This is a genomic window from Methylocystis sp. MJC1 (assembly GCF_026427715.1).
Classification (GTDB): domain Bacteria; phylum Pseudomonadota; class Alphaproteobacteria; order Rhizobiales; family Beijerinckiaceae; genus Methylocystis.
This window is the reverse complement of sequence record NZ_CP107558.1, coordinates 3,157,202-3,177,601: the sequence shown is the minus strand read 5'-3', so window position 1 is coordinate 3,177,601 and position 20,400 is coordinate 3,157,202. Positions and strand designations below refer to the sequence as shown.

Genomic DNA, 20,400 nt, shown 5'->3' with positions numbered 1-20,400 from the left:
CGGCAAAAGCAAAGGGCGATTTGCGATGAGGAGCATTATTCATTTGGCGCGAGGCGCGGGAAAAGCCCGAAAGGGGACGTCGCGTCCTGGCGCCGCGCTGGCCGTCGTCGGCGCGCTCCTTTGCGGATCGACGCAGCCCTGCCTCGCGGAATCGGCATGGAGCAAGCTGTTCGGCGCAAGAGACAGCTCCCAAACGCCGGCACAGGAAAAAACGGCGCAAAGCTCTGCGAGCAAGCCGGCGCCCGCAGCGGGCGCGGCCGCCGCTCAATCGGCGGCTCCCTCGGTCCCGGTCGTTCATCCCAAGGTCCAACAGGTGACCGAATATATGCAGCTCACCGGCAACGCGACGGCGATCAACACGGTCAACCTCATCGCCCGCGTTGAAGGATATCTGGAGAAAATTCACTTTCTCGACGGCCAGATCGTCAAGAAGGGCGACCTTCTGTTTACGATTCAGCAGCAGCAATACAAGGATCAGCTCCAACAGGCGGAAGCCCAGGTCCGCGCGCTGGAAGCGGCGCTCGCTTACGCGAAGATCGAGACCGCCCGTTACGAAGCGCTGCAAAAGAAGGGCGCGGCGGCGCAGGTCGTCGTCGATCAGTGGAATTTCCAGACCAAGAAGACCGAGGCCGATCTCGCCTCCGCCAGAGCGCAGGTCGACATCGCAAAGCTCAATCTCAGCTACACCGAGGTTCGCGCCCCCTTCGACGGCCAGATGAGCAAACGTTACGTCGACCCGGGCAATACGGTCGGGGGCTCCGGCCAGCGCACCGTCCTTGCCGACATCCTCCAGCTCGATCCCATCTATGTCGTGGCCAACCTCAGCGAGACAGAATTTCTCATGGTTCGGAAGAACCTGAATCAGCGCATGCCGAGCCATGCGGAACTCATGCAGGTTCCCGTCGAGGTCGGCATGGAGAATCAGAACGATTATCCCTTCCGCGGGACAATTCAATATGTCGCGCCCGGCATCGACCCCAAGACCGGGACGCTGTTCGTGCGCGGCGTGCTGGATAACCCCAATCACAGGCTTCTGCCCGGCTTTTTCGTGCAGATTCGTTTGCCGAAAGCCCGCGTATTGCCGGGGGCGCTGCTCGTGCCGGATCGCGCCGTGCAATCGGATCAAGTCGGCCGCTTTCTATACGTCCTGAACAAGGATGACGCCGTCGAACAACGCTATGTTCAGCTCGGCGATCTCGATGGCAATCTTCGTGTCATCCTATCCGGCATCAAGAGCGACGACCGCATCGTGGTGGGGGATTTCTGGCGGATTTCGGCCGGCGCGAAGGTCACGCCCAGGCTGACGGCAATCGAGGGGAGCGCCGGTCAGCAATGATGTCGAAATTCTTTATCGAGCACCCCATCCTCGCAAACGTCATTGCGGTCGTGATCGTCGTGATCGGCCTCGTTGCGATGCGGAGCCTGCCGGTCGCCCAATATCCGAATATCGTGCCGCCGACGGTGGTGGTCACGGCAAGCTATCCCGGCGCAAGCCCGCAGACGGTGATCGACAACGTCGCCCTGCCGATCGAGTTGCAGGTCAATGGCGTCGACAACATGCTGTATATGTCCTCGACGAGCGCGGCCGACGGCAGCTACCAGCTCATCGTCACCTTCAAGATCGGGACGGACCCCGACATGGCGCAGGTGCTCGTCCAGAATCGGGTGTCCAACGCGCTATCTGCGCTCCCTGCCGCCGTGCAGTCGCAGGGCGTGAACGTTCAGAAAAAATCGACCGCCATATTGCAGATCATTGCGCTGGATTCACCGAAGGGAACCTTCGACGCCTCCTTCCTCAGCAATTACGCGACGATCAATCTCGTGAACGAGCTGGCGCGCCTGCATGGCGTCGCCAATGTCACCGTCTTCGGCGCGGCCAAATACGCCATGCGCGTCTGGATGGATCCGCGCAAGCTCTATTCCTTCGGACTTACGCCCCAGGACGTCAGCGCCGCCATTAATCAACAAAGCCAGCTCGTGGCGGCCGGACAGACTGGCATGCCGCCGGCCGCGAAAAACCAGGATTTCCAGTACACGGTCGATATCCGCTCACGCTTCAACGATCCCGAGGAGTTCGGGAACATCATCGTGAAGTCCGAAGGCACGGTTCAGGGAGGACGCCTCGTCAGGATCAAGGATATTGGAAGGGTCGAACTCGGCTCGCAGAACTACTCGCAACAATGCAAATTGAACGATCGCCCGGCGGGCTGCATCGCCATTTTCCAGACACCCGACGCCAATGCGCTGCAGGTGTCGCAGGAGGTGCGCGACAAAATGGCGGAGCTGGCGCGACGTTTTCCGCAGGATCTGCAATATACCCTTCCTCTCGACACCACGGATTTCGTCAAGACCTCCATAAATGAGGTCTACACGACGCTATACGAGGCCGGCATCCTCGTCCTTGTCGTCATTCTGGTGTTTTTGCAAAACTTCCGCGCGACGCTCGTTCCCGCGACGACCGTGCCGGTGACAATCATTGGCGCCTTCGCCGGCATGGCGGCGTTGGGCTACAGCATCAACATATCGACCCTGTTCGGCGTCGTGCTGGCGATCGGGATTGTCGTCGACGACGCCATCGTCATTGTCGAGGGCGCGTCGAAATATATCGAGCAGGGCATGTCCGGCCATGACGCCTCAATCCGGGCGATGAAGGAACTGTTCGGGCCGATTATCGGCATCACCCTCGTCCTGATGGCCGTTTTCATCCCGCCCGCCTTTTTACCGGGACTGTCGGGTAAGATGCTCGCGCAATTCGCCGTCGTCATCGCGACGACAGCCCTCATCAGCGCGATCAATGCGGCGACCTTGAAGCCCACGCAATGCGCCCAATGGCTGCGCCCTCAGCAAACTGAAAAGACCAACGCCTTTTATCGCGCCTTCAACATTGGCTATAATTACCTTGAAGAAATCTACATCGGTTTCGTCGGCGTGCTGGTGGCGCGTTCGAAAACGGTTGTGCTGATCGGTCTCGCGATCTCGGCTTTGGCTGTGTGGGGGATCGCGCGTTTGCCGAAAGCCTTCATTCCCACCGAGGACCAGGGCTATTTGATCGTGGTGGCGCAACTGCCCGAAGGCGCGTCGCTCGAACGCACGGCCAACACTTTGAGCGAGGCGGCGAGCAGCGCGCTGTCGACGCCCGGCGTAAAGAGTGTGATCACCATCGCCGGCGTCTCGGTTCTCGACAACAACGCCGTGCTCGCCAACGCCGGAGTGGCCTATCTGAGGCTGGACGACTGGGACGCGCGCGAAAAAGCCAAGGACCAGGACATAGCGTCCCTCATGAGAATCGTGCAACAGAAGCTGGGGACCGTCTCGGACGGTCGGGCGGTCGTGGTGGCGCCGCCCGCCATCCAGGGCATCGGAAACGCCGATGGCTTCCAGATGCAGGTGAACTTGCTCGGCGGCAGCTTCGACTATGCGAAGCTGGGCGTGGCCGCGCAAAACATGGTGAAGAATTCGAGCGCCGACGCGGGGCTGCAGCGGCCGTCCACCACCTTCCAGGCCAATTCCCCGCATGTCGGGCTGAACGTCGATCGCGTTCAGGCAGAGACGGTCAAGGTCTCCGTCGGCGATGTCTTCTCGGCGCTGACGTCTTATGTCGGCTCCTCATATGTCAGCCAGTTCACCAAGTTCGGGCAGGTCCTGCAGGTCTATGTGCAGGCCGACTCGCAATTTCGTCTCCAGCCGGAAGACCTGCTGAACATGTATGTTCGTGGGCAGGACGGAAACATGGTGGCGATAGGCACGCTCGCGCAACTGACGCAAACCTCGGCGCCTCCACTGATCACGCTCTTCAATCTCTATCCCTCCGCCACGATCACGGGGAGCCCCGCGTCGGGCGTCAGTTCGGGCCAGGCGATGGATAAGATGGAGGACATCGCAGCAAAGACCTTGTCGAGCGATATGGGCTATGAGTGGAGCGCCGTCTCCTATCAGGAGAAGATCACGGGAAACCTGCTTTATCTGGGGTTCGCCATGTCCGTGCTCCTGGTCTATCTCGTGCTCGCGGGCCAATATGAAAGCTGGCTGCTGCCGCTAGCGGTGATCGTGGCCGTTCCCCTGGCGCTGGTCGGGCCGGCTTTGACCCTGACCAGTCTCGGCATCAACAATAATCTCTATGTCCAGATCGGGTTGATGCTGCTGATCGCCCTTTCTGCGAAGAACGGGATTTTGATCGTCGAGGTCGCGCGCGAAATGCGCCTGAACGACGGCAAGCCGATCCTGGAATCGGCGGTCGACGCGGCGCGCTCGCGCTTTCGTCCCATCCTGATGACGTCGATCGCCTTTATTCTCGGTGTTCTGCCACTCGTTTTGGCGACAGGCGCCGGCGCCAATTCTCGCCGGTCGCTCGGCACCAGCGTCTTCACCGGAATGATTTCATCCACCGTCCTCGCGGTCCTTCTGGTGCCGGCGTTCTTCGTGGTGCTGCAGACGCTGGACGAGCGCTGGCGCGGAAACTCTCCCACCCGGAAGAAGACGGAGCCCAAGACCCTGGAAGAAATCGAGGCGGAAATTGCCTGATCGCCTGCGGGCGGCTTAGGGGATGATGGCCTTCAGCGATCAGCGCTCGCTCTTGGGAGGGAAGCGCCACTTACCGTTGCGGATCGGCAGGAAACTGCCGTCATCCACGCCCACTTCATTCGCAGCCAGAGTGTTGAGCTTGGCGTTGAGAGCCATGATCAATGCGCCCTGCTCCTTGGGCTTCATGGCCAGATTATCGACTTCCTCGGGGTCGCTACTATGGTCGAAGAGCTCGAGGTCGTTTTTGGCCAGCAGCTCTTCCATCGTCGTGGGCGTGTTGAACTGCAACGGCGAAAAGTAGCGCGTGAAACGATAGCGGCCGTCGAACACGCTGCGCATCGACACCCGGTGGTGAAAGTTTGGCTCTTTCTGGGTCAGGACCTTGATCTTCTTCTTATCTGGAACCTGCGCCGATTCCATGAAATCGTACAGATTAATGATCCAGAAGGCGTCCTGAAACAGCAGCATGTCGAAGCAGAACAGCGCGCCGGACCGCAACGTGTCTTCTTTGGCTGTCGCCGGGCTTTTCAGGAGCGCCGAGATGTCCCTGCCTTTCAGACCCTCCGAAGCCTGCTTGATCTTCTCCTTATCGAGCCCCGTCAGGCCGAGGATGGTCGGCGCGAGGTCGATCTGCGACGTGACGGCGTTACACTCCACGCCGCCCGGATATGCCGGATGGTAGATCATCAGCGGCACGTGGTTTTGCTGGCGGTAGGCGGAGTTGCCCTTGCCCCGCATCTGGTGGTGGCCGCCATATTCGCCATGGTCCGAGGTGAAGACGACAATCGTGTTCTTGTCGAGCCTGTGCGCCTTCAACTCCTCCAGGACCCGCATGACCTGCCGATCGCAGTCGCGAATGCAGTTGAAGTAATAATTCTGGAGGAGACGCCAGCGGCGGTCTTCATCGGGCCATTCGCCGGAGAAGACGCGTTCAATCTCGACGTAGATCTTGTGAGCCTCGGGGCGGCCTGGCGCGTCGAGGGGCTGGCTGCGTGTGCTCGGCAGCGGAACGCCGTCCCAACTCGCCGAGTAGATCTCGTCATCCGGCGGCGGCGCAATGCCGAGCGCGTGCTTCTTGCCCTGGACGGGGCGCCCGGGAAGGTCCGTATCGATATACATCACGTCGTGGGGATTGACGAAGTTCAGCGCCATGAACCAAGGCTTGCCCTCGGCCCGTAGTTTCTCGCCCTCGGTTCGCATCCAGGTGATCGCGATCGACGCCGTATCCGCGTCGTACCGGTAGCCGCCAAGTTCCTTATCGATGATGTCGCCATAGCCAAAGAAATCCTTGAAGCCATAGCTCTCGAGGATTTTCCGGTATTGCTGCACCGGCGCCTCAAAGGGACGCTTCGCCTGATCGAGGTTGTACGAGAGGTGCCATTTGCCCTGGTAAACCGGGTAGTAGCCGAGCTGCTGCAGGCGGTCGCCGACGGTTCTCACTTTCGTCGACATGTCCGGCTGCCACAAATAGTTCATCAGATCGAAGACGCCCGTGTGCTGAATATGTTGGCCAGTGTAAATGACTGAACGGGCTGGCGAGCAGACGGACGCGCCAATCTGATGGTTGTTGAAGGTAACGCCGTTCTTCTTGAGCCACTCGCGTGCAGGGACTGGGAATGGCCACTGGGGGAAAAACCGCTCCTGATCCACCAGGACGAAAAGGATGTTGTATCCTTGCGGCGGCACTTCGGGCGCGAGGGCGGTGTTGTTCTGCGGAAGCGCGCCGCGAGCGTCGGCCTGCGCCTGCGGAAATACGCTGGCGCCAACAAGGGCGGCGCTGGACGTGAGTATGGCGCGACGAGAAGGATTTGTCAGATCGTCGTCGTTGCCCATCGAGCTTCTCTCGTGACTGACGCAAAGTGTTGGGTCATTGACGGCGCGGCTACGCGCCGTCGCCGCCCAATTTAAAAAGCTTCTGCGCGTTCGTCCGGCCGATCTTGCGGCGGTCGGCTTCGCTCATGTCGACCGCATCGAACCAAAGCGCGGCGTGGTCGATGTTTTCGAAAGGCCAATCCGTCGAAAACAGGACGTGGTCAGACCCTAGTTCGGCAATCGCGCACATCAGCGTCGGCGTATGGAAATTGCCGGATGTCGTCAGGTAGAAGTTTTCCTGGAAGTATTCGCGAAGGCCGCGCTTCGCTTTGTGCTTCGGCGGCGCCTTGGCCCATGCGTTATGATGATCGACGCGCCAGATACTGTAAGGAAGCCCTTCGCCGAGATGCCCCATGATGATGGCCAAGCCCGGATGCTCGTCGAAGAGGCCCGATCCCATCAAGCGCAAGGCGTGCACCGCCGTTTCGCTGCCGAAGGCCCAGGTGGGCCCCATGAGCCATTCCTGACCCTCGTAAACGCCGGCGTTGCGCGGCAGCGGATTTCGCGGGTGAAGATAGAAAGGCGCGCCGAGTTGCTCCATGAGCGCCCAGAACGGACGATACCTGGGCATGTCGTAGTAGAGAGCCTCGCGGTCCGCGCCAAGCTCGGTGAAGCCGTTCACAAGGGCGCCGCGAAAGCCGAGGGCGCCGATGCAGCGCTCCAACTCCAGACAGGCGGCGTCCGGGTCCTGCATCGGCAGCGCCGCAAAGCCTTGAAACCGATCCGGGCGTTTGGCGACCTGTTCGGCGAGGTAATCGTTCAAGCGTCGGGCGGTTTCGATGGCCGTAGGCGCGTCTGGAATCTCTTGTATCCCGGGCGACGTCAGCGACAGGATCATCATCTCCATGCCATATTCGTCCATCAGCCGCAGACGGCGGTCGTGGATGTCGAGAATCCTGCTTTTCAGCTCGTCCCAACGGTCGGCCGGCACGACACCCTCGGAGTCGTGAAGAAAATCCGCGGTGCCGAAATGCTCCTCGAGCCCGATCTTACCGTCCATGAAATTTCTCCGCCGCTTCTGCCCAAACGTCACTGGAGGTGACAAGCTTAGCGCGGATCTGTCAACCGACGCCTCCCTATTTGAACGGGTTTTCAAATCGTTTCCACCGTGAAAGGTTGAACCAGACATCTTAGGATCGGCGTTTGCCCGAGGGACGGCTTTTCAGATGCCGAGATTGGGACGCATATTGAGAGCGCTTCCCTTCCTTTCGCTCGGTCGGGCGAAAACTGACGACGGGTCGCAAAAGGAGTGGAAGTGACAAGCGCAGCTCAACGAATAGCCCGCATGCTGGCTTGGGCATGCGTCTTGGTGATCCTGGCGCTTTCACTGGCGCCTGGCGACGCCCGCCCGCACACGATTCTGCCGGGGAAGCTCGAACATTTCATCGCCTATGCTGGAACGGGGTTCCTTTTCAGCATTGCGTATCGATGTCTTAGAACGCGGGCGCAGATTTGGGGCGCGCTCGTTATCGCCAGCGTCGTCTTGGAGGCGATTCAGAGTTTCATCCCCGGGCGGTCGCCTGATCTTCTCGATGCATTGGCAAGCTCGATGGGATTGACCGTTGGGCTCACATTTGGCGCCGTCTTGACGCGTCTCGGGCCTCGGGCCTGATCCGTTCATTCCCGACGCTCGCAAAGCGAGCGGTCGGGACTCCAGAGCAACAAACAGCGCTCTTGTGGCTCTGGATTCCCGGTCGGGCTTTCAGCCCGCCGGGAATGACATAGTCAAAACGGAAGCGGTAAAAATAAGCCTTCGTCTCTACACCGGTCCCGCCATGGACCTTGTAACCACGCGCACGCTCGGTTGATCACCGGCCGGCAGGCCAACGCCCTTGATCAAAGCGTAGATCGCCGGAATGACTAAAAGCGTCAGAAAGGTGGATGACACCATGCCGCCGATCATCGGGACCGCGATGCGCTGCATGACCTCCGATCCGGCGCCGGTGCTCCAAAGGATCGGCACGAGGCCGGCCATGATAGCGACGACCGTCATCATTTTGGGACGGACGCGCTCGACCGCGCCGAGCATGATGGCCTTGTGAAGATCCAACTTCGTGAAGGTTTTCCCTTCCTCGGCGCGTTGCGCCGCAATCTCCTGCCGCGCGGCGTCGAGATAGATGAGCATGACGACGCCCGTTTCCGCCGCGACGCCTGCGAGCGCGATGAAGCCCACGCCCACCGCGACGGACATGTTGAAGTTCATGAGCCACATCAGCCAGACGCCGCCGACAAGCGCGAAGGGCAAGGACAGCATGACGATGAGCGTCTCGGTGATCTTGCGGAAATTCAGATAGAGCAGCAAAAAGATGATCGCGAGTGTCACTGGCACGACGACGCGCATGCGCGCCTCTGCGCGTTCGAGATATTCGTATTGACCGCTCCAGACAGCATAGGAGCCGGCGGGGAATTGAACCGCCTCGGAAACGGCCTTTTGCGCTTCGGTCACGAAGCCGCCAATGTCGCGGTCCCGGACATCGACGAAGATATAGACGGCGAGCTGCCCGTTCTCCGTGCGGATCGATGTCGGGCCGCGGACCAAATCCACCTTCGCGACCTCGCCCAGCGGGATGGTTCCACCCCCAGTCAGCGGGATCAGCACGTCGCTCGCAATCGCGCGCGGGCTCGATCGGAAGTCGCGCGGATAACGGACATTCACGCCATAGCGCTCGCGTCCTTCCACTGTGGTGGTCACTGTTTCGCCGCCGAGCGCAGTCGCTATCGTCGCCTGCATGTCGTCGATCATCAGGCCGTAACGCGCGAGCGCTGCGCGATCGGGGACGATGTCGAGATAATAGCCGCCCATGACGCGCTCGGCATAAGCGGAAGAGGCGCCGCGAACGCCTTTCACGACCTTCTCGACCTGGCGCGCGAGTCCTTCGAGCTGCGCAAGATCGCGCCCCATGATCTTGACGCCGACGGGGGTGCGAATGCCAGTGGCGAGCATGTCGATGCGGTTGCGGATCGGCATGGTCCAAGCGTTGGAGACGCCCGGGAACTGCAGCGCCGCGTCCATGTCCGCGACGAGACTTTCGACGGTTACGCCGGGCCGCCACTCTTCTTTCGGCTTGAGATCGATGACGGTTTCGAACATTTCGAGCGGCGCCGGATCTGTCGCCGTCGCAGCGCGTCCCGCTTTGCCGAAGGCCGATTTCACTTCCGGGAAGGATTTGATGATCCGGTCCTGCGTCTGCAGCAATTGCGCGGCCTTGGTCACCGAAAGCCCCGGCAGCGTCGTCGGCATGTAGAGCAGGGCCCCTTCGTTGAGCGCCGGCATGAATTCCGAGCCGAGCTGGCGCGCGGGGATGATCGTGACGGCGACGGCCGCGAGCGCCAGAACGACCGTTGGTATCTTCGAGAGCATCACGAGGCGGATGATCGGCCGGTAGAGATAGATCAGCGCCCGATTGATCGGGTTTCTCTCCTCGGAGACGATCTTGCCGCGCACGAAAATCACCATCAGCGCCGGAACCAGCGTGACGGACAGAAGCGCCGCCGACGCCATGGCGAAGGTCTTCGTATAGGCGAGCGGGCTGAAGAGACGCCCTTCCTGCGACTCCAAAGTAAAGATCGGCAGGAAGGACACGGTGATGATCAGCAGGCTGAAGAACAGCGCCGGTCCGACTTCGGTCGCCGCGTCGATCAAAATATCGATGCGCGGCGTATCGGGCGGCGCGCGCTCCAGACGTTTATGCGCGTTCTCGATCATCACAATCGCCGCATCGACCATGGCGCCGATGGCGATGGCGATGCCGCCCAAGCTCATGATGTTGGAGCCGAGCCCCAGGGCTTTCATCGCCGCGAAGGCCATCAACACGCCGACCGGCAGCATGATGATGGCGACCAGCGCGCTGCGGAAATGCAAAAGGAAGACGACGCAGACAAGCGCGACGATAACGCTTTCCTCGACCAGCGCGCCGCGCAGCGTTTCGATCGCCGCATGGATGAGTTCGGAGCGGTCATAGACCGGGACGATCTCGACGCCCTTCGGCAGGCTCGGCGCGAGCTGCGCCAGAGCGGCCTTGACGTTATCGATGACAGTTAGGGCGTTGGCGCCGTAGCGTTGCAGCGCAATGCCGCTCGCAACCTCGCCCTCGCCGTTGAGCTCCGTGATGCCGCGGCGCTCATCAGGACCTAGCTCGATGCGCGCGACATCCTTGAGGAGCAGCGGCGTGCCGCCGCCGGCGCGCAGCACAATGTTTTCGAGGTCAGTGACGCCCTTCAGATAGCCGCGGCCGCGCACGATGAATTCGAACTCCGAGAGTTCGACTGTGCGGCCGCCGACATCCGCATTATTGGCGCGGATGACCTCGCGAATGCGCGAGAGCGGGATATTCAGCGCGCGCAGGCGATTGGGATCGACGACGACATTATATTGCCGCACGAAGCCGCCGACGCTTGCAACCTCCGCCACGCCTTCCGCCTTGGCGAGCCCGTAGCGTAGCGTCCAATCCTGCAGCGAGCGCAGTTCCGCAAGCGTCATTTCCTTGGCGACGAGCGCATATTGATAGACCCAGCCGACGCCCGTGGCGTCGGGGCCGAGCACCGGCGTCGCGCCTGCGGGCAAGCGCTTGGTTGCGGAGCTCAAATATTCGAGCACGCGCGAGCGCGCCCAATAGACGTCGACTCCATCCTCGAAGATCACATAGACGAAAGAGACGCCAAAGAAGGAGAAGCCGCGCACCACTTTGGAGCGCGGCACAGTGAGCATGGCGCTCGTGAGCGGATAGGTGACCTGATCCTCGACCACCTGCGGCGCCTGACCCGGATATTCCGTATAGACGATCGCCTGCACGTCGGAGAGATCAGGAATGGCGTCGAGCGGCAGGGTGCGCAGCGCATAGAGACCCGCGGCGACAGCGAAGGCGGTCCCCACAAAGATGAGCACGAGATTGCGGGCTGACCAAGCAATGAGGCGGCCAATCATTTTCCGGCCTCTTTGTGATCGAGCGTCTGCAAAGCGGCCTTGAGGTTGCTCTCGGCGTCGATCAGGAAGTTCGCCGACGTCACGATGCGGTCGCCCTCAGCAAGGCCGTTGGCGATTTCCGCATAGCCGTCGCCGCGCTTCCCGATCTTAATTTCGCGCGGCTCGAAATGACCCTCGCCCTTATCGAGGATAACGACCTGTCGCTTGCCGGCGTCGATGATCGCGCTCTCCGGCGCGGCCAGAACCTTTTCCTTCCCGCCTGCTTCGATCTCTACGTCCGCGAACATGTCGCCGAGCAGGCGCCCCTCTGGATTTGGCAGCTCGATGCGCACCCGGGCCGTGCGCGTCTCCATGTTCAAATGCGGATAGATGAGCGCGACGCGGCCTTTGAACGGATGATCGGGATAGGATCGCGCGCGAATGATCGCCGTCTGCCCCGGCGCCACGGCCTCCACGTCGCGCTCGGGTATATCCGCCAAAATCCAGACGACGCTGTGATCGACGATGCGAAACAAAGTTTCGCCCGGCGCCGCGCGCATCCCGCTCAGCGCCGTGCGCTCGATGACATGGCCGTCCTGCGGCGCGGGCCAGTCGATCACGCGCGGAACGCGGCGGCTGCGCGCGATCGCGGCGATCGTCGCGTCGTCGAGGCCGAGATTGACGAGGCGGCGCCGCGCGCCTTCCATGCGCGCCGCCGAATGCGCGTTGAGCACGGCGACATATTCTGCTGCGGCGCTCGAGAGGTCGGGCCCATAGACGCGCATGAGCGGCTGGCCCTTATGCACATAATCGCCCTCGGCGACCTTCTCGACGGATTCGATGAAACCCTCGAAGCGTAGCGCCACGACTGCGGTGCGCCGCGGATCGAAATCCACGCGGCCGGCGGCGCGAACAGGAACGGTCACAGCCCGACGCTCGACAGGCTCCGAGCGCACGCCCGTCTTTTGCAGCTTTCCGGGGCTGATCGTGACGGTCGAAACGTCCTGCGCTTCGTCCTCATAGACCGGGACATAATCCATCCCCATCGGGTCTTTCTTGGGAACGGGCGATGTGTCCGGAAGGCCCATGGGGTTACGGTAATAGCGAATGCGGCGGCCGGACGATTGCGTTTGCGCAACTTCCGGCGGCTTATCCTCGAAGGAGACGTCCTCGCTGGCGCGGACGGCGACATAGTCCTTGCCGGCGGCGTTCTTCTTCGGCTTTGCCGAATAGAAGGGGCCATCCGGATCACGGTAGTAGATGATCGGTCCCGTCCCTTGCACATGGGACTCGGCCGGCGCGTGATCCGGCGCCTTGGCGCGCCACAGCCACAAGCCGGCGGCGCCGAGCGCGACCACAGCGAGGACGGCGGAAAAAATGCGTTTTGCGCGGCTCATAGCGCGCCTCCTGCCAGACGTTCGAGGTCGGCGTATTTGCTCTGCTCCTCGACCTTCAGGGCGAGCAGCTCCAGTTCGACGGCGCGCAGGCGCCGTTCGGATTCGAGAAGCGTCGCAAGATCGGTCGTTCCGGCGTCAAAGCCGCCGCGCGCCGTCTCGACGGAGAGTCTCGCCGGGGGAAGCTGGCGCTGCTCGAAAATTTTGATCGCCTTGCGGATGGCCTCCAAGCGGTACCACGCCTCGGCCACGTCTCCGTCGAGGCGGATGCGAAGCGCCTCGTTGCGCGCCTGCGCGGCGCCAAGGCTGGCGCTCGCCGCGCGCTGCTCGGCGTCCTTCGCCTCATATTGCAGCGGCACTTTGAAGCCGAGCAGGAACATGCCGCTGTTTTCGCCGCTCTGGCGCTGCACGAAATTCGCGCCGGCGGTGATGTCGGGATAGTAGTTGAGCTCGGTCAGCTCCTTCGTGGTCGTGGCGGAGCGCACTTGCGCATGCGTCGCCGCAAGCTGGGGGTTCGACGACCGCGCGAAGTCCTGCACGCCGGAGAGCGTGAGCTTCGTTTTCAGCGCCGGAAAGCCCTTGGGCGCAGCGAGCGCCGCACGCGCGTCGCGGCCGATGAGCGCGTTCAAGCGCGCGGCCGACGATTTGACGTCTCCTTCCCTTCGGGCGACGTCGGCGGCGGCGTTGGCCGCCTCCAGCTCGGACTTGATGACCTCCTGCTGATCGACCGAGCTCGCGCCATAACGCAGCCGCAACAGCTCCAGCAGCTGATCGACGCGTTGCTGAAGCGACTTCGACAATTCGAGCGCGCGCTGGGCGGCGCTATATTGGGCGTAGGCCGTCTTCACACGGGCGACGAGATCGACCTCCATCGCATGACTCTGGTGCCGCGCCGCATCGGCGTCCGCCTGGGCGACGCCTTTTTCGAGGTCCGTCTTTCCCCATAGCCTGAATGTCTGCTCGGCCCCGATCCAGCGCTGGCCAACGCCCTTGCTGTTCACGTCCCAAGCCTGCAGGGTGACCGTCGGGTCAGGTTGAACCCCGGCGGCGCCCACCCGCTGCAAGGCGGCGTCGGCGTCGAGAACCGCGGCCGCGAGCTCTGGACTGAGCCGCCGCGCCAAAGCGATAACGCTCTCCGCCGTCGCGCCCGGCACGCTCCGTTCCGCTCCCAGAACCGGCGGGGCGGCAAGGCCTAGCGCGACGCAGATCGACAAAAAAATGAGTCGCCTCATGGCGTCGCCTTCAAGATCAACCGGCCGTGGAGCGTGCCGGCCTCTCCCTGAATCTTCGCCGCGATGGACATGCGCCAGCGTCCCTCGTCCGTCAGATCGACCTTGAAGCGGTATAGGCCAGGCTCAGGGCTTTGCGTCAGCTCCATGGCGCTCGTCATCGATTCCATGTCGTCGGGCGCCATGTCGAGCCTCGTGGCGAAAATAATCGCGTCGCCAACAAGTTTGCCGTCCGGCCTATGGACAAGCCGCACATCGGCGAAGCTTTGCCCCTTCTGGATCTGGGTTTTGACCAGCTCGAACGCATAGTCGTCGACGGCGGCGCGGGCGTATCCCAAGCCCAGCGCGACGAAAGTCATTGCGCCGACCAGCCGTAAGATTTTCCGTGACATGTGAGTTCTCTCTCGCGCCGCTCGCAACCGTTGCTGTGCGCAAGTTGGATCGCCCCGCAAGGGGGCCTGAGACCGTAAGGGGGAAGATCTGGGCTGTTCGCGAGGAGGCTGAATTCACAGCCCGCAGCGCGACGTCAGTCACCAAAGCGCCCATGAAAGCGCGCACCGAAGCCGGCGGGCGCCGATGGAGCCTCAGAGAATTGGGGGACGAAGGTCCGGTGGCGTTGAGAGCCCTCGATAGTCGGCATCGTCGAGAATTCGACGCGCTGGCGCGGTAGCTACCGTGGTGGTCGCCACAAGGGCGAAAGGCGGCGTCAGCTGAACAGCACCGCAGATGAGGGAGTCGCAGCGCCGCGGCGCTGTCGCATGGTTGGCCGAATGGTCGGGACAGTCGTCCATCGCGGTCATCGCCGCGCAGGGATGGAGCGCAGGCCCGGCATAGCTCGGCGCCGCCCCTGACAGAGCGGCGATGACGAGCATCGCAGAGACGATAAGGTGCAGCCAGTTCAGCTTCATTGCGTTTCCCGGACGCACAATATCACAGCCGCTCTGGTCGGCAACTGGCCAGGGCCACGCTCTTTTGGCGCGCCTTGGCAAGGCGCGCTCATCGGCAAATCCAGACCCAGCCCTCTCCAGGCTCCCAGTTCCAGCAGACGCTGTGCATATGTCGCCCTGTCTGCTCGCTCCAATCGCGATGCATATGCCGGTAATGGCCCCCGAGGTGCTGCATGGCGCTATGTTCTCGATGTTCCTCGCTCTGCGACGCCGCGGGAAGCGTCATCGCGATCAAGATTGCCGCCATTATTGTTAGCCGCTTTTGCATTTGTTCGCCTCTTTCCGATTATCGGCCGTCCGTCGCCGAAACTGTCCGGACGGCCGAAGAAATGCCGTCCCTAACGCCTCCCGAGCCAGGACGTAAGCCGGTCCCGCAACTCGGCAAAGGTGTGCCTCGCTGCGAGCGACCGCGCCCTCTGGGCGACCTGTTCGCCGATTGATTGCCCGATATGTAAGACGCCGCCGTAATGACAGTCACAAAGGAGCGTATGCGCTTCCGCTAGCGACAGCTTGAAAAAGGATACGCCGTCCGCCACGCTGTCGCCTGCGAGGCCTTCTATTCGAAATATCGAATCCTTGAACGCGATCGCCAAAGGCGATCCGTTCTGACGCAAAGCAAGGCGCTTTTTCCTCGGATAGCATTCCATCGTCGAGAAGAGCCGCACAGGCTCCTTCTCGGCTTCCACCAAGCGCGCCAGACGTTCCAGTCTTAGCCTCCGTAGCGCCCAGTCGGGGCAATCGGGTCTCGAAACGGGAGCGGATGCTGGCGTGTCTTTAATAGAGCGGCGTTTCATGTCGCACCTATGATCCAGGGGCCCTTCGCCACGAACCCCGACATCGTCGCCGAGGTTCCGAAAGGACAAACATTCCTTGCTCTGGGACGCTGGAGCGCCACCAGACGCCAAAAAATTCCTCCACCCATGACTATGATGGCGCGCCAGCCGCAGCGGTTGCTTGTGAGCAAGAGCCCCCTAGATGCCAGTCGTAAGGGATAATTGTTCGTTGCAATCCGAGACTTTGAGGCGCTCATGCGCAAGCTTCGGTCGCGTTATGCTTACGTTGCAGTACCGCTGACGTGTGTCGCTTCGGCCTTTATCGCTGACGTGAATGTCGCAACGCCTTCTCTCGCGCAGCAGCAGAGCAGAAGCGAGACGCTTACCTCTCTCTACGCCAATGCCGCAAACTGGCCCATGGCCTCGAGAGACTATGCCAATACGCGCTTCAGCCCGCTCGATCAGATCAGGACCGAGAATGTCGGACAGTTGAAGCTTGCCTGGTCCTTTTCCGTTGGCGCCAATCGCGGACAGGAAGCGGCGCCATTGGTGGTCGACGGGACGCTGTATGTCGTCGCTCCTTATGACGGTCCGCACCCCAATCAGGTTTTTGCGCTCGACGCGGCGACGGGCGAATTGAAATGGTCCTATGCGCCTAAGCCAACCCCCGCGGCGAAGGGCGTCGCCTGTTGCGATGTGGTGAGTCGCGGCCTCGCCTACGACAATGGAAAAATCTTTCTCGCCACGCTGGACGATTACATGGTGGCGCTAGACGCGCGCACCGGCAACGAGCTGTGGGTGACGAAGCTCGGCGACATCAATCTCGGCGAGACCATCACCATGGCGCCTCTCGCCGTGAAGGGAAAAGTGCTCGCCGGCAATAGCGGCGGCGAGATGGGCGTGCGCGGATGGGTCACCGCGGTCGATCAAGCCAGCGGCAAGATTGCCTGGCGCGCTTATTCCACAGGGCCGGACTCGGACGTGCTGATCGGCGCTGACTTCAAGCCCCATTACGATTGGATGAAGGGAAAAGACCTCGGCGTGCAAAGTTGGCCCGCCGACCGCTGGCGCATCGGCGGCGGAACCGTCTGGGGCTGGCTGGCCTATGACCCCGATCTCAATCATCTCTATTACGGCACCGCCAACCCGGGGCCTTGGAACGCGGACCAAAGACCCGGCGACAATCTTTGGACCAGCACGATCTTCGCGCGCGACGTCGATGCAGGCGCCGCGAAATGGGCTTATCAGGCAAGCCCGCACGACCTTTGGGATCATGACGAGATCAACGAGAATGTCCTCGTCGATCTGGATATCAACGGCGAGACCCGAAAAGTTCTGATCCATCCTGGACGCAACGGCTATCTCTATGTCCTCGACCGTACGTCGGGCGAGGTCTTGTCCGCCGACACTTACGACACGGTGACAGTCTATTCCGGCGTCGATCTCAAGACAGGCCGCATCAAGCCTGTTGAATCGATGACGCCGGTTCTCGACAAGACCATCGAAAACGTCTGCCCAGCGCCGCCCGGCGCCAAGGACTGGCAGCCGACAGCTTGGTCGCCGCGAACCAAGCTGCTCTATGTGCCGCACCAGCATTTGTGCGCGAATTTCCGCACGAGCGAGGTGAGCTATATCGCGGGCACGCCTTTCGTCGGCGCGACGGTGGATATGTATGCGGGGCCCGGCGGCCATCGCGGCGAATTCATGGCGTGGGACCCTGTCAAACGCGCGAAGGTCTGGTCGCTCACGGAAAAGCTTCCTGTGTGGAGCGGGACATTGGCGACGGCGGGCGACATTGTTTTCTACGGCACGATGGACCGCAAGTTCAAAGCTGTCGACGCAAAGACAGGCCACGTGCTTTGGCAGGCGACGGGACCGTCGGGTTTCATCGGCCAACCGGTCACCTATCTCGGCAATGACGGCGTGCAATATATCGCGATCCTCTCAGGCGTCGGAGGCTGGCCCGGCGTCGTCGCGAACGCGGAAGTCGATCCGCGCGTGAGAAATGGCGCGCTCGGTTTCACCGGCGCGACGCAGGATTTGCCGCTTTACACAGTTGGCGGCAGCACGCTTCTCGTTTTCTCCCTCGGACCGTCTGGCGCGACCAATGCGCCGGCCAGCCGCTAGGAGGAGACGATGCGCCGCGCGCTTCTTCTCCTTGCGCTGATCATCGCGACAGCAGCGGTCGGTCGCGCAAGCTGGCCCACGCATGAGGCGGCGGATGATTTGCGCGTCTGCGCCGACCCGAACAATCTTCCTTTCTCCAACGCCGCCGGCGAAGGCTTCGAAAACCGCCTCGCGAAACTCATTGCAGAAGAACTCGGCAAAAAGCTGTCTTATGTCTGGCAGGCTCAGCGACGCGGCTTCATCCGCAACACGCTGAAAGCGGATCTTTGCGACATTGTGATGGGCGTACCCACAGGTTACGGCCCCGTCGAAACTACCGCGCCCTATTATAGATCGCGCTATGTTTTTGTCTCGAGACGCGATCGCGACATCGATGTGGCTTCGCTGAAAGACGCTCGGTTGCGAGAATTTCGAATCGGCGTGCATCTCATTGGCGACGACGGGATGAACACCCCGCCCGCGCATGTCCTGGCGCAAGAGGGAATGGTCGAGAATGTCGTCGGCTTCACCATCTACGGCGACTATCGGGAGCCCGCGCCGCCGCTGCGTCTGATCAAAGCCGTCGAAGATGACGCGATCGATATAGCGGCAACGTGGGGCCCATTCGCGGGCTATGAGGCGCTGCATTCTCGCGTTCCCTTACGCATAGAAGCGATCGAAGAAACGAGCGATTTCGCGCCACTCCGTTTCTCTTTCGATATCTCGATGGGGGTGCGGAAGGGCGACCATGCGCTGAGGCGGCGCCTCGACCAGATTATCTCTGACAAGAGCGCGGAGATCAGAGCGATCGTCGAGAGCTATGGCGTTCCCGTCGACCATGCTCGGAATGGGTGAGAAGCGCCATGCGCAAGGCTTGGGCTCCGGTTCTCTTCGCAACGGTCTCCGCCGTGACGGCATGCGTCGTCTTCACTGCGGCGGGTACGCTCGCGCGTCCCAGGCGCCCGGCGCCGCCGCCAAGAGCGCAGCAACCCGCCCCGCCGCAGGCTCCGCCCGAGTTAAATCAGGCGCAGCCTCAGCCGGCGCAGCAACAACCGTCAGGGCAAACGCAACCTCAAAATGAGCCAAGCCCGCCAGCGAACGCCGCCGCGGCTCCAGTCTTCAGCCTCTATCCTGCCGGAACAAATCTACTCGAGACGCCTGTGTCGAGACTGTTTCCGGGCAACGCCCCTCCGCGCCAGGAAATGAAAAATCCTGTCGCGAACAACTCGGAAGCCATTCAGCGCGGGATGAACTACTTCGCGACCTTCAATTGCGTCGGCTGTCATGCGCCCAACGGCGGCGGCGGCATGGGGCCGGCTTTGAGCAACAGCTTTTTCATTTACGGCGGCGCCGACGCCAACATCTACATGAGCATTTATCAGGGGCGTCCCAATGGCATGCCCTCCTGGGGCGCAATGTTGCCGGAGAACATCATTTGGGATCTCGTCGCCTACGTCCAAAGCATCAGCAAGGAGCCTGCGAAGAGCTGGGGCAAAACCGCTTCGCATGACGCGTGGAGAATCGAGCAAACGCCCGCCGAATTTTCGCAAACATCGACGCCCTGGAGCCAGACCGAGAACTTTAGCGCCGGTCAAAAGCCCAATGAGAAGCATCCATGAAAGGGAGAGCCGCACATGTTGCGGTTACCCTCGGCCTTGCGCTCATCGCACAATCGGCCGCGGGGGCCCAAGGGCCCTCTCCTCCGATGAACTATCTTGAGGCCTTTGGCGGAAAGGCCGGGTCGATTGCAACGCTCACCTGGGCCTTGTTGATCCTGTCCATTGCGGTCGTTGTCATAATCACTGCCTTGACGCTCGCCGCCGTCTTGCGTCGGCGAAGCCCGCGCCGCGCTACGGAAGCCGACCGAGAACCGCTCGCGCGCGAGGAAAGCGGCCTCTCCTGGATCACGATCGGTGTCGCCATTTCAACCGTTGCGCTTCTCGGCGGCATGGCGTGGAACGCCTACACAATGGCGGCGATCAACCGGCCGCCCCATGATCCGGCGCTGACGATCAGGGTTATCGGCCATCAATGGTGGTGGCAATTCCGTTACAAGAGCGACGATCCCTCGCAAATTTTCGACACGGCGAATGAGGCGCATATTCCGGTTGGTCAAACCGTGCGTTTCGAGGTCGAAACCGCCGACGTGATTCACTCCTTCTGGATTCCCGCGCTCGGCGACAAGATCGACCTCATTCCCGGCCAGACCAATGAGACATGGCTCGAAGCGGGTCAGCCGGGCGTCTATCGTGGTCAATGTTCGGAATATTGCGGCCGGCAGCACGCTCATATGGCGATCACGGTCGTCGCCGACGCGCCCAAGGATTTCGAAGCCTGGCGCGCCGCGCAATTGCGCCCGGCCAAGCCGCAAGCCGGCACGCTCGCAAGCGCTCAAACGCTCTTCGTCGCGCGGTGCGGCGCGTGTCACACCGTGCGCGGCGCCGGGGCAGGCGGCGCGCTTGGCCCGGACCTCACGCATCTGATGAGCCGTCGCGACATCGCCGCGAATACGCTGCCGAACACGATCGCCAATCTCTCGGGCTGGATCGCCGATCCGCAGACCATCAAGCCGGGAGCCAAAATGCCGGTTCTCGAGCTTTCGGCGCCGGAGCTTGCGACCATTCGTCAATATCTCGAAACCTTGGAATAGGCAGG

At 61.8% G+C, this 20,400-nt stretch carries 15 protein-coding genes; 7 read left to right on the top strand and 8 right to left on the bottom strand.

The genetic code is table 11. The annotated features are described in order from the left end of the window. Positions 1–25 precede the first annotated feature (25 nt). Positions 26–1,336, top strand: coding sequence for an efflux RND transporter periplasmic adaptor subunit (locus OGR47_RS15275; protein WP_165054505.1), 1,311 nt, complete (start codon positions 26–28; stop codon positions 1,334–1,336). Continuing rightward, positions 1,333–4,521 carry an efflux RND transporter permease subunit gene (locus OGR47_RS15270; RefSeq protein WP_165054509.1) on the top strand — a complete coding sequence of 1,063 codons (3,189 nt, stop codon included), beginning with the start codon at positions 1,333–1,335 and terminating at the stop codon, positions 4,519–4,521. Before OGR47_RS15275 ends, OGR47_RS15270 begins: the two co-directional genes overlap by 4 nt. A gap of 39 nt (positions 4,522–4,560) precedes the next feature. Here OGR47_RS15270 and OGR47_RS15265 read toward each other — a convergent pair whose 3' ends face one another. Both OGR47_RS15265 and OGR47_RS15260 read right to left on the bottom strand, forming a co-directional pair. Next, positions 4,561–6,354 (bottom strand): sulfatase-like hydrolase/transferase, encoded by a 1,794-nt coding sequence (locus OGR47_RS15265; protein ID WP_165054512.1) that lies wholly within the window; start codon positions 6,352–6,354, stop codon positions 4,561–4,563. 49 nt (positions 6,355–6,403) lie between these two features. Next, entirely contained in the window at positions 6,404–7,393 is a 990-nt protein-coding gene (locus OGR47_RS15260; protein ID WP_165054515.1) for an amidohydrolase family protein, read from the bottom strand. Between the two features lie 285 nt (positions 7,394–7,678). On the opposite strand from OGR47_RS15260, the gene OGR47_RS21930 reads away from it, so the two are divergent. Next, the gene (locus OGR47_RS21930; protein ID WP_165054518.1) at positions 7,679–8,005 is read left to right on the top strand and encodes a VanZ family protein; all 327 of its coding nucleotides are present in this window, start codon (positions 7,679–7,681) and stop codon (positions 8,003–8,005) included. Between the two features lie 147 nt (positions 8,006–8,152). Here OGR47_RS21930 and OGR47_RS15255 read toward each other — a convergent pair whose 3' ends face one another. The 6 genes from OGR47_RS15255 to OGR47_RS15230 all read right to left on the bottom strand — a co-directional run bounded on the left by OGR47_RS15255 (position 8,153) and on the right by OGR47_RS15230 (position 15,134). Then, a complete protein-coding gene (locus OGR47_RS15255; protein ID WP_165054521.1) occupies positions 8,153–11,317 on the bottom strand; it encodes an efflux RND transporter permease subunit in 3,165 nt (1,054 codons plus the stop codon). Next, complete coding sequence (locus OGR47_RS15250) at positions 11,314–12,693, bottom strand: efflux RND transporter periplasmic adaptor subunit (RefSeq protein ID WP_165054524.1); 1,380 nt, start codon at positions 12,691–12,693, stop codon at positions 11,314–11,316. Before OGR47_RS15250 ends, OGR47_RS15255 begins: the two co-directional genes overlap by 4 nt. Further along, positions 12,690–13,922, bottom strand: coding sequence for a TolC family protein (locus OGR47_RS15245; RefSeq protein WP_165054526.1), 1,233 nt, complete (start codon positions 13,920–13,922; stop codon positions 12,690–12,692). The genes OGR47_RS15250 and OGR47_RS15245 overlap by 4 nt, the downstream gene beginning before the upstream one ends. Further along, positions 13,919–14,311: a FixH family protein gene (locus OGR47_RS15240; RefSeq protein ID WP_165054528.1), complete on the bottom strand. Its 393-nt coding sequence runs from the start codon at positions 14,309–14,311 to the stop codon at positions 13,919–13,921. The genes OGR47_RS15245 and OGR47_RS15240 overlap by 4 nt, the downstream gene beginning before the upstream one ends. A gap of 192 nt (positions 14,312–14,503) precedes the next feature. Continuing rightward, positions 14,504–14,827 carry a hypothetical protein gene (locus tag OGR47_RS15235; protein ID WP_165054531.1) on the bottom strand — a complete coding sequence of 108 codons (324 nt, stop codon included), beginning with the start codon at positions 14,825–14,827 and terminating at the stop codon, positions 14,504–14,506. 88 nt (positions 14,828–14,915) lie between these two features. Further along, positions 14,916–15,134, bottom strand: coding sequence for a hypothetical protein (locus OGR47_RS15230; protein WP_165054533.1), 219 nt, complete (start codon positions 15,132–15,134; stop codon positions 14,916–14,918). 760 nt (positions 15,135–15,894) lie between these two features. On the opposite strand from OGR47_RS15230, the gene OGR47_RS15225 reads away from it, so the two are divergent. From OGR47_RS15225 to coxB, 4 genes are all read left to right on the top strand, one after another. After that, a complete protein-coding gene (locus OGR47_RS15225) occupies positions 15,895–17,766 on the top strand; it encodes a PQQ-dependent dehydrogenase, methanol/ethanol family (protein WP_165054535.1) in 1,872 nt (623 codons plus the stop codon). Positions 17,767–17,775: 9 nt separating this feature from the next. Further along, positions 17,776–18,600 (top strand): substrate-binding domain-containing protein, encoded by an 825-nt coding sequence (locus OGR47_RS15220; RefSeq protein WP_165054537.1) that lies wholly within the window; start codon positions 17,776–17,778, stop codon positions 18,598–18,600. Positions 18,601–18,947: 347 nt separating this feature from the next. Beyond that, positions 18,948–19,364, top strand: coding sequence for a c-type cytochrome (locus OGR47_RS15215; RefSeq protein WP_246729777.1), 417 nt, complete (start codon positions 18,948–18,950; stop codon positions 19,362–19,364). Next, positions 19,361–20,395: a cytochrome c oxidase subunit II gene (coxB, locus tag OGR47_RS15210; protein ID WP_267270086.1), complete on the top strand. Its 1,035-nt coding sequence runs from the start codon at positions 19,361–19,363 to the stop codon at positions 20,393–20,395. Before OGR47_RS15215 ends, coxB begins: the two co-directional genes overlap by 4 nt. Positions 20,396–20,400: the final 5 nt, after the last annotated feature.